The 15397-nt window shown below is 36.8% G+C and carries 17 protein-coding genes; 2 read left to right on the top strand and 15 right to left on the bottom strand.

Features of this window, described 5'->3' with window-relative positions; genetic code table 11:
* Positions 1 to 115: 115 nt before the first annotated feature.
* Positions 116 to 1213 carry a redox-regulated ATPase YchF gene (gene ychF, locus VEB00_10755; protein HYF83491.1) on the top strand — a complete coding sequence of 366 codons (1098 nt, stop codon included), beginning with the start codon at positions 116 to 118 and terminating at the stop codon, positions 1211 to 1213.
* A 25-nt stretch (positions 1214 to 1238) separates the two neighbouring features.
* Here ychF and VEB00_10750 read toward each other — a convergent pair whose 3' ends face one another.
* From VEB00_10750 to VEB00_10695, 12 genes are all read right to left on the bottom strand, one after another.
* On the bottom strand, positions 1239 to 2150 hold the full coding sequence (locus VEB00_10750) for a YqhR family membrane protein (GenBank protein ID HYF83490.1): 912 nt from the start codon (positions 2148 to 2150) through the stop codon (positions 1239 to 1241).
* A gap of 24 nt (positions 2151 to 2174) precedes the next feature.
* Entirely contained in the window at positions 2175 to 2615 is a 441-nt protein-coding gene (locus tag VEB00_10745) for a GNAT family N-acetyltransferase (GenBank protein ID HYF83489.1), read from the bottom strand.
* Between the two features lie 16 nt (positions 2616 to 2631).
* Positions 2632 to 2967: a hypothetical protein gene (locus VEB00_10740; GenBank protein ID HYF83488.1), complete on the bottom strand. Its 336-nt coding sequence runs from the start codon at positions 2965 to 2967 to the stop codon at positions 2632 to 2634.
* Positions 2968 to 3055: 88 nt separating this feature from the next.
* The gene (locus tag VEB00_10735) at positions 3056 to 3229 is read right to left on the bottom strand and encodes a hypothetical protein (protein HYF83487.1); all 174 of its coding nucleotides are present in this window, start codon (positions 3227 to 3229) and stop codon (positions 3056 to 3058) included.
* An 810-nt stretch (positions 3230 to 4039) separates the two neighbouring features.
* The gene (locus VEB00_10730) at positions 4040 to 4723 is read right to left on the bottom strand and encodes a CPBP family intramembrane glutamic endopeptidase (GenBank protein ID HYF83486.1); all 684 of its coding nucleotides are present in this window, start codon (positions 4721 to 4723) and stop codon (positions 4040 to 4042) included.
* 296 nt (positions 4724 to 5019) lie between these two features.
* A complete protein-coding gene (locus tag VEB00_10725; protein ID HYF83485.1) occupies positions 5020 to 6246 on the bottom strand; it encodes a S8 family serine peptidase in 1227 nt (408 codons plus the stop codon).
* Positions 6247 to 6628: 382 nt separating this feature from the next.
* Positions 6629 to 7450, bottom strand: a complete 822-nt coding sequence (locus VEB00_10720; protein HYF83484.1) for an amidohydrolase family protein — start codon at positions 7448 to 7450, stop codon at positions 6629 to 6631.
* Positions 7451 to 7811: 361 nt separating this feature from the next.
* The gene (locus VEB00_10715) at positions 7812 to 8522 is read right to left on the bottom strand and encodes a class I SAM-dependent methyltransferase (protein ID HYF83483.1); all 711 of its coding nucleotides are present in this window, start codon (positions 8520 to 8522) and stop codon (positions 7812 to 7814) included.
* A gap of 334 nt (positions 8523 to 8856) precedes the next feature.
* The gene (locus VEB00_10710; protein ID HYF83482.1) at positions 8857 to 9324 is read right to left on the bottom strand and encodes an NUDIX domain-containing protein; all 468 of its coding nucleotides are present in this window, start codon (positions 9322 to 9324) and stop codon (positions 8857 to 8859) included.
* 159 nt (positions 9325 to 9483) lie between these two features.
* Complete coding sequence (locus VEB00_10705) at positions 9484 to 9621, bottom strand: hypothetical protein (protein ID HYF83481.1); 138 nt, start codon at positions 9619 to 9621, stop codon at positions 9484 to 9486.
* A 290-nt stretch (positions 9622 to 9911) separates the two neighbouring features.
* Positions 9912 to 10064, bottom strand: a complete 153-nt coding sequence (locus VEB00_10700; GenBank protein ID HYF83480.1) for a hypothetical protein — start codon at positions 10062 to 10064, stop codon at positions 9912 to 9914.
* 362 nt (positions 10065 to 10426) lie between these two features.
* Entirely contained in the window at positions 10427 to 10759 is a 333-nt protein-coding gene (locus VEB00_10695; GenBank protein HYF83479.1) for a hypothetical protein, read from the bottom strand.
* A 497-nt stretch (positions 10760 to 11256) separates the two neighbouring features.
* On the opposite strand from VEB00_10695, the gene VEB00_10690 reads away from it, so the two are divergent.
* Positions 11257 to 12465: an IS110 family transposase gene (locus tag VEB00_10690; GenBank protein HYF83478.1), complete on the top strand. Its 1209-nt coding sequence runs from the start codon at positions 11257 to 11259 to the stop codon at positions 12463 to 12465.
* 265 nt (positions 12466 to 12730) lie between these two features.
* Here VEB00_10690 and VEB00_10685 read toward each other — a convergent pair whose 3' ends face one another.
* The 3 genes from VEB00_10685 to VEB00_10675 all read right to left on the bottom strand — a co-directional run bounded on the left by VEB00_10685 (position 12731) and on the right by VEB00_10675 (position 14778).
* Positions 12731 to 13621: a class I SAM-dependent methyltransferase gene (locus VEB00_10685; GenBank protein ID HYF83477.1), complete on the bottom strand. Its 891-nt coding sequence runs from the start codon at positions 13619 to 13621 to the stop codon at positions 12731 to 12733.
* A gap of 383 nt (positions 13622 to 14004) precedes the next feature.
* Positions 14005 to 14517: an N-acetyltransferase gene (locus tag VEB00_10680; GenBank protein HYF83476.1), complete on the bottom strand. Its 513-nt coding sequence runs from the start codon at positions 14515 to 14517 to the stop codon at positions 14005 to 14007.
* A gap of 123 nt (positions 14518 to 14640) precedes the next feature.
* Positions 14641 to 14778: a hypothetical protein gene (locus VEB00_10675; GenBank protein HYF83475.1), complete on the bottom strand. Its 138-nt coding sequence runs from the start codon at positions 14776 to 14778 to the stop codon at positions 14641 to 14643.
* Positions 14779 to 15397 lie beyond the last annotated feature (619 nt).

The following is a 15397-nucleotide window of genomic DNA, read 5'->3' as shown; positions in this document are numbered from 1 at the left end:
TACAAAAGTTGCACTTATCCCTCATCTATAATATAATTTTATTTTGTGGCAATATTAGTTTTAAGCCGTTTAGACTATCAAAGTAATACTTTTTATTATAGAAAGGACAAATTAAATGAAACTTGGAATTGTAGGTCTACCAAATGTAGGAAAAAGCACACTCTTTAACGCTATTACCCAAGCTGGAGCAGAATCTGCCAATTACCCATTCTGTACAATTGAGCCAAACGTAGGTGTAGTTGCAGTACCTGACGAAAGACTGACAAAACTAGCTGAGATATATGCATCAAAGAAAATAGTCCCAACTGCTATTGAATTCTATGATATAGCAGGACTAGTAAAAGGTGCAAGTAAAGGAGAGGGACTGGGAAATAAGTTTCTTTCACATATCCGCGAAGTTGAAGCTATCGTGCATGTTGTCAGGTGTTTCGAAGATGGAGACATTGTCCATGTAGATGGAAGCGTAAATCCTCTTAGAGATATCGAAACGATAAATTTTGAGTTAATATTCTCCGATATTGAGCTGCTTGAAAGAAGACTTCAAAGATCTCAGAAAGCCGCAAAGGGAGATAAAACTTTAGCTGCTGAGGTTGAATTAATTCAAAATGCAATGGCAGTGATGGGCGAAGGTAAATCAATTAGAACATTGGACCTGTCCGATGAGCAGAAAGAGCTTGTTAAATCCTTCAATCTCCTAAGCTCAAAGCCAATTATTTATGTCGCCAATGTAGCTGAAGAAGATTTGGCCAATGATGGCAACTCAAACCCTCATGTAGCAAGTGTAAGAAAATTTGCGTCTACAGAAGATGCTGAAGTGGTTGTTGTTTCTGCGCAGATAGAAGAAGAGATATCACAGTTGCCAGAGGAAGAAAGAATCGAATTCCTTAATGATCTGGGACTTGATAAATCAGGCCTCGATAAATTAGTACAGGCAAGCTACAAGCTGCTGGGACTTATAAGCTTTTTGACTGCAGGACCTATGGAGTCAAGAGCATGGACCATAAAAGCCGGTACCCCGGCGCCTCAAGCAGCCGGTAAAATTCACTCTGATATAGAAAGAGGCTTCATCCGTGCCGAGATAATAGCTTATGATGATCTAATGGCTCATGGTGGCAGCATGACATCTGCTAAGGAAAAAGGACTTGTGAGGATTGAAGGTAAAGAATACATCATGAAAGATGGCGACGTCGTAAACTTTAGATTTAACGTATAGTTGTAATAAAAATAAAGGTAATGGATTAGTTTAAACCTGATCCATTACCTTTTTCAGCATCTGACACAGAAGGTGATTCCTGAATAGTAGGCTTTTCATATAGGAAAATATAAGTTATAACTACTCCAGTTAAAAAGAACTGAAAAAACATTTCGAAAATACTGCTTACTGCAACTGCTGTTGGTAAAGTATTTAATTGCTGGAGCATAGGAAGTAATCCACCTAAAATAAAAAGTACCATCCCCACTATTGCCGCGCATTTTTTCTTTGATACTCTCAAATACATTATAAGTGGTATAACAGATAAAACCAGCAAAGCTGCGCGGATAGGTTCCAGCATTAATATTTCAAGTGTACTTGGTAGATGCAGTCCGCTAATTTCAGACCTATAATAATCTCCAGTAATCAACGCTGCATTGATACTTCCGAAAATAAAATAAAACAGCACATAACTGCCAGAACTCACAAGTATTCTCCCGAGCCATCCGCGCCAACTCCTCTTTTGCCTTTTTCCAGCTTGTTCTGTTTCCCCATTATATCTAAATAACAATGTAATTCCAGCGCTTATAAAAAGATACATTATAGATTGTTGTCCAAATATCGCTGGCGCAGTTTCCCAACTCACTAACCCAGGAGCAAAGAACAATGCCTCCAGCATCTGTGTAACAACATTCAAAAAAAACATTAGAAATAGAGCAACGAAGACCTTTGATTTCGGTAAGTGCAGCTGCTTAACAATTATTCCACCAATAATTGAAATAATAAATCCGGATAAAAACATGATATATAAGATAAAACTGAAATCACCTTTTACCTCAGGGAATTTCACTCCAAGGCTTGTAAGAACTCCACCAACTATCGTTAGAGTTACTAAATTTAGAAATCCTATCACCAAACCCTTCCATAAAAACTCAAAGCATGTCTTTAATATTTTCAATCTAGCACCCCCCGTACAATATCACTAAATATCTTTAGCCATCATAGTCATATCCTCAAGCTCACTAAAGCCACTTTTCTCATAAAAGTAACTCGTTCTATTCTCTTTTGATGTAAAAAGCAATATCGTAATTACTCCTAGTTTTTTCAATCGTTCTTCCAAGTATTTCAGCAGTTTGCTTCCGATACCTCTTCCTTGCAATTCTGTTGAGACAAACATTTCCTTCAAATCGTAATGCATGCCTTCAAACCAATGTTCACAGTTGCCAAATACTGCAGCTTTTATTTCATTATCTTTCTCATAATAAACACCAATAAAATTTGGCGATATGAGTATGTCGTTAAGTCTGTTATATGCGGATTCCGTAGTCCATTCATCATTCCATGGCTCTGCATTAAATACTTTCATGTATAATTCTGTACAGCTTTTTAAGTGAACTTCTTTCAATCTATGTATATTATCCAATTTTATTCCTCCCAAATCATATCTTCGCTTCTCTGTAAACAATCGTAATTATTCCAATAATAAATATTGTTGTAAATATTGCTTTATTATTCTTTGCTAACCATTTCGGCAAAAATATGTCAAAACCAACTTCAGGATTCTCGGTATATTTATATCCTAAAATAGTAAAAGGGCATTTACCTTTAAAAATCATCAAGACTATTCCCTCAAAAATTACTAAACCAATAGCTACCCACGTATAAATATCTATCTTGTTATATATCCCTGAATATAAAACATAAAAAATTACAAAAACGTAAAAAATCCATATTATTGTATGTCCTAGTTTAATATATAAAAGTTTTTTGCTCATATGCTTTCCCCCTAAAGTCGTATAATATACAATAAATAAGTTCTTATGAAATGGCTCTTGTTCAGCAATTATAAAAAGGAAGTCTATATTACACCTTCTTCGATTTAAAATTAATTATAACTATTAAAAATAATATGGCTGCAACTAAGCCAAAATATATCAATACTCCATAGTCAGACAAGAATACATCCCCAATAATCCATCCTAAAGAAATCAAAGATAAAATAATCGCTCCAATTAATACTTTTGCTTTATTAATCATATCTCATTCTTACCTCTCATTTAAGAATATTTCGCTCCCTATCTAGGATTATGATTTAGTTCATATTGACATACTTTTACATTAGAAGATCTTCGATAACTTGCCTATATCGCTTTCAGTCAACTTATCAGGTTCAAACAGCATAGAAGCTAATATCTATTTCCTAGGATTCTACTAGTAGATAATACTAAATAAGATTATTAGTCCAAATAAGAATTATACTAGTTTTATTCAATAGTTAATTATGCTGTTTTAAGAAAGAGTGTATATGTGCTTAACCCTCTCCAAACCAGTATGCAGAAGCGCAAATCAATCCGTAAGATTAAGTCTGACCCCATTGATACTTACCGTATTGCACAGGTCTATTACACTAATGATTTAAAACCCTTCAAGGAGCAGAAGCATGATGTGCAAGAACTACGGAGCCTTTGCAGACAGTGGGATGGATTTAACACATTGCATACTGAAACCCAATTGAAGTTCAGAAGCCTATTCACCCTGATATTTCCAAGATACGATACTGTGTTTGATCACTTGTGCAATCCAACATCCCTAAGGGTGATTTCTTCGTTCCCTTCACCTGAGGCTGTTCTTTCTGCCAAACGTGAAGAGCTCTTTAGCTTAATTAAACTATCTAAACACTCCAATGATTAGTGTAACCAAAAGGTGGACATGCTTATCGCTGCTGCAAGAGAAAGCTTATCCTGGGAAAATTCATTTTCCTTAACCTCTTGACTGCGATTAGCTGATTTCTGCGATGTGTGGCGGGCTCCAACGGCAGAGCCACATGGACGCGGCGCCTTAAAGCACTTAAACCTTCATAGCTGTACTAATTAGATTGTTAAATGAATGAATTATCATGCATGCCCATAAAGATTTTGTTCTTTTCAATACATATCCTTGCAATAATCCAAATCCCAATACAAACGCTGTGGATAAAATAAAGTAAGTAATTTTTTCAAAACTCAGTATTCCACTCATATACCATTTAGGAAAATGTATCAGTACAAATAAAACTGATGATATAGCATTGGCATACTTGAATTCTATTCCCTCTTGGAGTTTCTGCAATATAAATCCTCTGAATACAATTTCTTCTGTTAAACCTATTAGAATAATTCTATGTATCCATGTGTATATATCAATATTAAAATCAAACTTACCATCTCCCATAATATAATTTCTTATAACATGGTATATAACTATAAAAATTCCAATAACAATTCCCCATATTAGCCCTCTTATCGCATTACTATTTAATTTTAGATATGAAATCGGATTTGTTTTATAAATATATTTGAGAAGTATGAAAACAGGAACAGTCCAGACAATATATTTAATACTATTTTTTACTATAATATTCAAAACATCATTATTACTATAAACATTTGTAGAAAAAACCAACTCATAAATAGTCCATACTGTAAAAAATATTAAAATATATATTATAAGTACTCTCATTCTTTTTTGCCTTATACTTTTGTCTGTTATCAAAAAATATCCCTCCTTGTTTTAATGTGAGGCTTGGATAGGCCAAACCTTTTCCGCCACATGTCACAGAACGTTTACGCACTCACGACACCACTGAACCGGACTCCAGAGCCTGTCCCCTTTGGCGGAGCTTCGCTCCCGGTAAGGGGTGTGGTTGCCCTGCCCTCGCTTCAAAGTAAATGCGTCAGGCAACCCAAAGCACGCATGCTTCTTGCTCCAGCCCGCCGTGCCGCAGCGTGAGGGCTTTGTTCGTATGGACTTTCCATGTAGATAATAAAAATTATATCTAATTCTATTAGCTAATTTTTTTCAAAACTTTTAATAAGTTTGGCGGGATCAACGATTTTGCCTAATTTAAATATTTTGCCATTCTTCTCAATATCAATAGTTGTACCTGTTTCTAGTGCCTTTTTCCAAAATACCTCTGGTGTAATGCTTGAATCTACTTGGCAGGATAACGCATATAATCCAGCAATATATGGAATGGACCAACTCCACCCACCCTGAGAGTAAAACACATAGTCCTCTTGTCCAGTTGGGCTCGCTGTACACCTTGAATCCATAGGGACCAATAGTGTATCTTGTTCTAAGCTAATAGTTCCAGCAAAATATCTCTTCATCCAAAATGAACCAGGTCTGCAATCATTAAAATTGTTGGGGTCACTTAAGCTATCTCTTCCTAATCCTGAAAATTTTAGGCCATAAGTTTTTTGTAGTGATGATGAAATTACAAAAATGCCTTCTTTTTTTGCCCTTTCTACCGCTTCTGTAACTTCTTTATACCCTTTTTCATCTTGACTCCAGCCTACCGAAATAGATATAACTCTTATTTTTTTATGTATAGGTAAGCTTTTGTTAATTTCTAGAATTCTATCGATGGATTGTGCTAAATATGTAAAGTCCCAATCAAATCCATCCTTTTTATAGGTTCCATGAGTCTCTGCAATATAATAAAGTTCTGCCTCAGGTGCAACACCCACTGTTTCTCCAACAGCAATTGATGTGACAGCTGGACCATGCATTTGTGCTTCTTCATCTTTCCGGATGTTTATTTCTTCATAAAACCTTACTCTATCAGCATACTCTTTATGATCTACTAGTAGTGTCTGATCAATTATCGCAACACTTACTCCTTTACCAGTAATACCTTGTTTGTGCAGCTCTCTGATATTTAGGCCTGGATCTTTACCTAACTCCATTATCTTCATAGGGTCAAAGTTCTCAGGTAATTTATCAGACCATTTTGTTTCACTATCAAAATCTGCATGTAACAAGTCAGTTAATCTGTCATGTAAATCTAGTAAAGATAAATCTGTGCTCCTAACATCTAATTGCCAATTATCACTAGAATTTTCATCATATTTAGGTAGGGTTTCTAATTTTCCGTGAAGACCTTTAAAATCTATTGCTGATGGATACCGTGAAATTCTTGGTGTTATTTCGGTTTCAACAACTGTTTGCGTTCTTGTACAACCAACAAGTCCAAATATGACTAAGAGTAATAAATATTTAAGTGATTTCTTCATGTTATAAACCTCCCAAAATGTTATTATCTAAATCATTCCTAATAAGTGAGAAAGTCTGTCGCCTAACGGTTTCGCACTCACGACACCACTGAACCGGACCCCGGAGCCTTTCCCACTAGCGGAGCTCCGCTCCCGGTGAAGGACTGTGGTGAACTCTTCTTCATGCTCATTCTACAGAAGCCTACTTCATGTATATACTCTCGAGCCCTTGTGTGAAACCGTTGTTAGATGCTGTCCTATGCCCCGCAGAGCCAGAGCCGCACGGGCGTAGCGCCTTAAATTTGCAGTTATTTGTATGTGTCACTATACTTTAACTTACCACTTCAAGTAGCAAAAACTCATTAATATACAAAATAATTTACATATTACATTATCACAATACTCATTTAGAAAATAGAAGCTTATACATATTTTGTCCTTTAATTAAATCTTTCTCGTGTTCACTTATATCAAGACTGTTAATACAGTCGATATTTATTCGTAGATTATTCTTACCATAAGGTGTGTCTGAGCCTAATATCAATCTCTCTGCTCCCACCTTACTTATAGCAATTTTTAATTTGTTTATTGGTATTAGTTGAGGAGGAGACACTTCATAGTAAATATTGCTGTTTTTCACATGCTCATAAATGTCCTCAAACCCTATTAGATGGGCTACTATAAAGGTATTATTATAATATTTATTTGCTGTTTGAATAAATGCCTGTACTTGTTTTTTTGTAGAAATATGAATAAATATGGGAATACTCTGTTCAAACGCCCACTCAATAATTTTTGTAGAATTTTCGTTCGAAATGTCAAACTTATGCCAGCACTGGTGCAATTTAATAATTTTAAAGTTGTATTTAGCGTAATCATCTTTGAGCTTTGTTAAACAGTCATTATCAAGAGGGTTTACCCAGTAAGATTGTATTATTTTATCAGGACACATTTGAAAAAGCTCATACACATACCTATTATGTTCATTAATGTGTTTGGCTGCACCATTAATTTTTGTAATAAAACCAATAATTCTATTGACCACAAATATAAAATCTTTATTAGGAAACTTCTCAGATAATAGTGGTAGTCCATAAGTTTTTTTACTATTTGCTTCACCAGGACACAATACAACTTTGTCCGTATTATTGGAATCTAAAACTCTTAGAATGCTTTCAATATTATAATATTCACCACAAGCGTGAGCATGTCCGTCAATAATCATAATGTCCTCCTCATAATTTATAATTTGAGACTATTTCACTAAATCAAACAAATATGTATTATAAAATCTTTACTCTAAAAATGATTTTGATTTTAACGATAGCCCAATAGCTCTTCCTAGCGACACGATGTCGCGGTAAAATCCGCATGGGATTGCATCTCACGTCTCCGTGTTTGCGACATCCCTGAATCGGACATCAACGCCTTACTCCTTGGCGGAGCTCCGCTCCCGATGAAGGGGTATGGTTACTGAACCTTCTACTCGACTTACAGCTAGTAACCCATAGCGCAAACATATTGTTAGGCGACGTTCGACGGCCATAGCTTCAGTGGTTGGCACGGACGCCAACCGTCCCTCACCTTTACTTCTTATTTTTCATCAACACTGCCCAGCAAAATGATTTGCCAAACAGACTATTGTCATCAATTTCTTTCATTTCTCTGATCTCAATAATATCGAAATAAGGACAAAGTATAGTTCTCAGCTTATGTTCTGAGAAACCAATTCCACCATGCATAGAAAAATCTCTGTAAACATCATAGTCTGAGATATTTGCCCCACCTTTGAGATTGAAAGCCGTAAGTCCGAAATATCCTTCTGGCTTAAGTAAATCTACAATTCTTTTAATATATTGATTTCTTCGATGAGGTTTTACATGGTGTAAACAACCGCTATCATAGATGAAATCATAACTATTGCATGATGCTTCAAAGTCAAAGAAGGATTGGTTAATGAATTTTACACTTACAGAATTCTCATTAGCTTTTTGATTAGCCCACTCAATTGAGGTGCTTGAAAAATCTATTCCGTCTACCTCAAATCCATGTTTAGCTAGATATATTGAATTTCTTCCATTTCCACACCCAATATCAAGAACTTTTGATTTTTCAAGCAAACCCTTTTTCTGGTAAGATACTAAGTTCTCGTCAGGCGCATCAATAAAGAATGGCACTGGTTTATTTCTGTCAGAGTAAAATTTATTCCACCACTCTCCGTCTCTTCTTTGAAGAAGAGTATCAAGCATAGTAAAAACATCATCCTCAGATTGTATTATCTCATTATCAATTTCCATTGAATTTACCTCCAGACATACTAGATTCTCCATATAAGCCGGGCATGAATGCCCGGAAAATCTCGTCGAATGTCGCTTAACGTCCAGCACTCACGACACCACTGAACCGGACCCATAGGCCCTACTCCCTGGCGGTGCTTGCACCCGGTGAAGGGGTGTGCCTTGTGCTATCCAAGTGAGTGCATTGTTAAGTGAAGTTGGTCGTCCCGCTTGTTCAGAGGCCGACACGGATGTCGGCCCCTCAAAGCATTGTAATCTTTCAATAAGCGCCGCTCTATGTGAACAAAGCAGATTAAACTCTCAATCACACATTGGCAACATAATATTCGGTTGATTAGTACATGTATATCGATCCTAAATATAGCGGAACTGTAGAAGATATTATTTTTACAAAATTCTCTTTAATCTGCCTTGGTCTTAAATCAATTTGAGATATCTCTTTTATATCAATCCATTGACATTCTTCTTGTTGAAAATCTATTTCTGTAGGTTCATGCAATATTCCATCAACAAATTCGACGATAAAAATATGGTGTACCCGATGTGAATAGTCAGCATATTTATGCCTTATTTCCGTATTATCATATATTTCCTCTGCAAGTGCAGCAAAGCGTACAACTTTAACTAAATATCCTGTTTCCTCTAAACATTCTCTAACTACAGCTTCTTCCATAGTTTCATATTGCTGTTGACCACCGCCCGGCATATCATAATAGAGTTCTCCATGATATCCTTTACACTTATTTAATAATACTTTTCCATCACGCACAATAATTGCTTTTGTCGCATTTCTTATAGCCAATTCCGTTATCCTCCAATTTAAAACTCTCATGGGATATATTAACATTATACTTGCTGATTAATACTGTTACTCTATAATGAAGGCTTTAAAGCCTTTACCTCTCAACCTGCCACACGATGTGGCGGCCTTTGCGACCAATTTCATTTAACGGTTCCGCACTCACGACGTCCCTGAACCGGACCGGCAGAGCCTGTCTCCCTTGAGGAGCTTCGCTCCCGGTGAAGGGATGTGGTTGCCCTGCTCCTGCTCCATAGCAAATGCGTCCGGCAATCCAAGGCACGCACGCTTCCTGCACATCCCGCCGTGCCGCTGCGTGAGCGCTTTGTTATCTGATGGGTGATGTCCCCAACGACTTGCTTAAGTATCTTAATATACCGCTGACGGTATCCGGAACCTTACTTGAATCGCTTCTGTAAGTATTGTCCCTTTCGGGTTTAAATCTCTACCAAACTCCGCATAGGAGTTTGTACCTTGCAGAACAACACTTTATCAATATACTTTCTCTGTTTGCTTTTCTCCCTTTATCCCGCTCAATACTAGCGCACCAAATTATACTTTTACTATCTATATAATATGAAATAGTCGTATTAAAGATCTTTTTTAGTTTTTTCTTCTATGTATATATCAAGTGCCTTAATTCCTCTCTTAGCAAGCTTAACGAAAAGTACAAACGCATAAATAGAAATACCCAATGTTATCAAATAAGGTATTAACGCTGCAAAAGTATATCCAAAACCCACAAACAATCACCCCTCTTAGTTCATTAAATTATATGCAATATATCTTATGCTTAAAAAAAGCAAATATATTTCTTCTACTCCACCTACATCACCTGTCAGATAACGTCCCGGTGTTTGCGACTATTTCGAATCTTACATAGCTCTTATGTTAGGTTCGGGATGGTGGTTGGCTTACCCCTTGCCTCTGCTCCCCAACCCGTAGCGCAAACATGTTGTTAGGTGGAGTCTGGTGTCCCTAGCTTCAGAAACTGCCACGGATGGCAGTTACCATAATATACACTTACAGACTATCTTTATATTATCTATTTGCTCATAATAAACTAAAATCACTACCATAATAAAAGTAAAGATTAATCATCAATTCACTTTCTTATAACCTTACTTATCTCTTTTATCCTACTTAAGGCTAACTGTCTATAGTATTTAATCCATTCTTTCTCCTGTTCTGTCAAGTTTTGCTGTTTGTCACAGTAATTGATGAACTCACTAAATGATATTTCTGCATTTGCGTACTTTTTCTCATGAAACCAATTATCAGCAACTTCAAATAAAGCTTTAAACCTCAAATAGTGGTTTTGATTATTAATAAAAAAATCATTATACAGGTTTCGTGAGTTATAATAATCTCTTCCCTTCTGGAGTTCTTGCGCCAAAACTAAGCTTTTAGGAATATGGAAATCCACATCTTTATGCATACGCACCTCAATATTTCTAATCTCGATATAATCCCGCCACGGATGGCGGGCACCCACACCACATTTCACCTAACGGTTCCGCACTCACGACGTCCCTGAACCGGACCCTAGAGCCTGTCCTCTCGGCGGAGTTGCACTCCCGGTGAAGTGTGTGTGGTTGCCCTGCTCCCTCTTCAAAGCAATTACATCCGGCAACCCAAGGCACGCTTGCTCCTTGCTTCAACCTGCCGTGCCGCAGCGTGAGGGCATTGTTCGTATACTAGGTTCATAACCAGCTTATCTGGGTATGAACATTTTTCATTTTCTTGTATGCTTAAAGTATATAATCTGGGTGAAAAACGTGGGCTTTGTTGGGACTTTGATCCCGTCGCATAAACTGTTTTAACCTTGCTGACACTCATACCTCGATTGAGCTGGTTGTGCTTATAGCACGCATCACCGTACGAACCTGTTGAGGGTCGTCAGATGAGGAGACCCAGAAAGTAAGGAGGTATTATATGAACAATCCTGCTTTGTGTATTGATGTATCTAAATCATCCAGCTTTGCTACCGGCTTTCTCTCTTACAACAAACCTTATACAAAACCTTTTGATTTCTCCCATACTCCCGAGGGAATGAAATCTGCTCTTTGCTGTCTTAAGGATCTTCAAAACAGTACTAGCAGTATACCTGATGTTGTCTTAGAGGCAACAGGAAACTTCTACAAACCTGTCACACAGTATTTTGTGAACCTTGGTTATTCTGTCTATGTGCTGAATCCTCTACAAACAAGTTTGCAGAAGCGTAAGTCAATTCGTAAGATTAAGACTGACCCTATTGATACTTTCCGTATTGCACAGGTCTACTATACTAACGACTTAATGCCCTTCAAGGAACAAAAGCATGATGTGCAAGAACTTCGAAGCCTTTGCAGACAGTGGGATGGATTTAATGCATTGAATACTGAAACCCAGTTAAAGTTCAGAAGCTTGCTCACCCTCGTGTTTCCTAAATACGATACTGTGTTTGATCATTTATGCAATCCGACATCACTAAGAGTTATCTCCTCTTTCCCTTCACCTGCGGCTGTTCTTTCTGCCAAACGTGAAGAGCTATTTAACCTAATTAAACTATCTAGACACTCCAATGATTGGTGTAACCAAAAGGTGGACATGCTTATTGCTGCTGCAAGAGAAAGCTTATCCTATGATGGTGCCCAACAGTCCAATATCCGGGTTCTGCAAAGCTATATAAAGTCATTGCTGACCCACAAAGAAATCCTGATTGATATACGGGCTCAAATCAATGAATGGGCTAAGCTCTCTCCTGACTTCCAGCTCCTACTATCCATCCCAGGGGTAGGAGAAGTAACAGCAGCCACCATTCTTGGAGAGATTGGTGACATTAGTAACTTTGAAACTGCTAAGCAATTAGTTGCTTATGCAGGACTAGATCCTTCTGTTTATCAGTCTGGTAACTTCAGAGCGAAGAATACCAAGATATCCAAAAGGGGTACTCCCTACTTAAGGAAGGCTTTATTTCAGGCTGCCTCAGCCGCTGTTAGAAAGCGGCCAAAGGGACCATGTAACTCTGTGCTTTATGAATATTATACCAATAAAGTAAATGTAGGGAAGCCTCCTAAAGTTGCACTGGTTGCCACCTGCAACAAGCTTCTAAGGATTATTTTCGGAATGCTAAGTACTCAAACCGAGTTTAAAGCCGAGTAGCATAGACTGATGTTATTAGTTCAAGGCCTATTCTTGAATAGGCTAGCTTTGCTATTGCAACTTTTACTAGGATAAATTTATTTTACTAAATCACTTGACTGTGATTAGCTGGTTTATCTGATGTATGGTGCCCCGCAGAGCCTTGCCATTATATTCATATACTGCTTCCGGTATCCGAGACCTGACATGTGCCGGTTATATAAATATTGTCTCTCTTGGGTTTAAATCTCACAAACTCCGCGTAGGAGTTTGCACATAACTGGACTTATTTTGTTCCATATGATATGAGTGTACATGGTGCTTGAATTATGTAAGCTCTATCCTTGTGTTTCACTACGTATTCACTAATTTTTATTTCACCATTTACATACATTTCTGCTTCCTGCTTACTTAAGCCTCTTTCTATAAGTTCATTAATATACTCTACTCTATCATCCTCTGATAAATGCTTATTCCATCCCCAAGCTTTAGTCATTGCGTTATATTGTTTGGTATGTTCATCCTTAACTCCATATGGGTTAACAAATTTAACACTATCATTCATTCTAACTCCAACATTATGCAAACCTAATTCTTGCATATATATAGGAGCTTTAATGCCAAACCTATAATCCCTCCCTCCATTTTCCAATTCTTTTTTATAAATTTTCCGATGCAAATATGGCATATTAAGATCTGTATAATCAAAGCCATTGAAATATTGCCCTGCCTTTTCTATTTCTAAATCTCCCTCCATACAGATTACTAAACCACCATTTACAACAGATTGTATCATTTTTTCTAGGATGTTCTTTGCATTAGGTATATGCCTTAAAACTGCTTGTGATATAGCAATATCATAGTTTTCCTTGGGTTCATACTCATTTAGGTCTGCTTTAATAAATCTTGCCGAGTATCCTGAATCTGCAAAAATATTCTTTGCTTCTTCTAAAAGAATTTCACTAATATCAATACCCGTATATGTACTTCCGCTAGGCAATATCGGTAGCAATAACAATCCGACATATCCAAAGCCACATCCAAAATCTATTATGTTGACTGCCTTATTTATTTTCCAAACTCTTTCAACCAAGAATTCAATGTAATCATTATTACACCAACCAGTGCGAATGGCTCGTAAAAATTCTAGTTGTTCATTCCATAAAGTTTCACTCATAACTTTATACCCCCATTTTAAAATAGTACTTCTTACATAAACCAATCCGCACCATCTTCCGTATAACGGTTTGCTTCTGCGACGGCTTTCAGGCTTAAGGCAACCGGAGAACTTAGATAGCTCTTATCTTGGTTTCCCGGTTGCCGGGCGCGACTGCGCTTAGCTTGGAAGCTGTGGGCAAGCCCTTCTTCATGAATAACCCATTAGGGATACTTCATGGATATGACCCCCGAGCCCCTTGTGCAGAAGCCTTGTTATACGCCGTCGAAAGCCCCGTAATTCAGAGTGCGACAGGATGTCGCGCCCTTAAATCTTAAGTTCAAGTTACGCATTATATAAAAATAGTGAAGTAATTTAACTTAGTATTATGCTTATACTATACATTATTGTATGTTGATAGTTCCAGTTTTACCTGATAAAGCGCCAAGTGTCAATTCAAGAGCCATACACCATTCGGCATTTTTTGTTTTATCAGCAATATGGAATATCCCATATTCGTAAGACGGCTTAAACCCAAACTTATGATAAAAGTCTGGTTCACCACAAAGGAATACAGATGTATATCTCATACTTTTTGCAATTTGAAAAGCTTCCATCATCATTGCGCGAGCAATTCCCCTGCGAAAAAAATCGGGATGAACACTTATAGGAGATAGTAAGAGTTCAGTATAAACATTATCAGATGTAGTAATGCTTGTTTTATATAAAACGATTTGACCAATTAGTTTTCTATCTTCATTCTCTGCAACCAATGAAAGTTCAGGAATAAAGGTATCTTTTTTTCGTACTTCATTCAAATAGTCCCACTCACCCTCATTAGTAGATGTGGCAAATGATATTTTAACAAGTTCATAGACTTCATCATAATCAGTCGGTTGTTCTTGCCGTATAATCATATAGTACCTCCTGTATATTATATAAATAATGTTTAGTTCGTAATATATTACTGATATGCAATATAAAAATGGTACTTATTACGTAAATCATTCTGCATTAAGTGTCATCTGACGGTTTCGCACTCACGACACCACTGAGCCGGACCCACAGAGCTCTAATCCACTGGCGGTGCTTGCACCCGGTGAAGGGGTGTGGTTGCCCTGCTCCTGCTCCATAGTAAATACATCCGGCAACCCAAGGCACGCATACTCCTTGCTCATACCCGCCGTGCCGCAGCGTGAGCGCATTGTTAGATGATGTTGTTTGCCATTTTCTATAATCAAATATTGAATAATTAACTTCTTAATGTAATCTATTAACAAAAATAGATGTTGTATATAATATCACAGGTATAATGGATAACAATATACTTTTAATATTACTTTGCCTAAGTTTATATCTTAAAAGTAAAAAAATCATATAATTAAACCATAGAAACGGAACAAATCCCAAGATTATCTTTGTAATTGGAATTCCACTAAGTAATAATCCACCAGAATAATTGATAAACCAAAATAAGAATATAATCGGAAGTAATACTACTTCTGTTTGTTTAAATGACAAATTGCTTTCGTTTTTTATATTTAGTATAAAATAGTAAAATACCACTGTGATTTTTTTTACTATGAAAGAATAAATCAACATCATTATAAGGCATCTTATCAACAGTGCTAAGTTATATCCTCTCGTTGGTCCATAGTAAAGCAAAAATACACTTAATCCCCCTGTAAAAGTAAAAAATAGGTAATATAAAACATTTAGAAGCTTGACACTATATGTCTCGAAACTTTCACTAGTAAAAGCACCTCTTGGATCATAAATAATTTTTGATAGCAATTT

This window comes from Clostridia bacterium (assembly GCA_035628995.1).
In the GTDB taxonomy this organism is placed as follows: Bacteria; Bacillota; Clostridia; order Lutisporales; family Lutisporaceae; genus BRH-c25.
The sequence above is the reverse complement of the archived record's forward strand: the minus strand, read 5'-3'. Positions and strand labels throughout refer to the sequence as shown.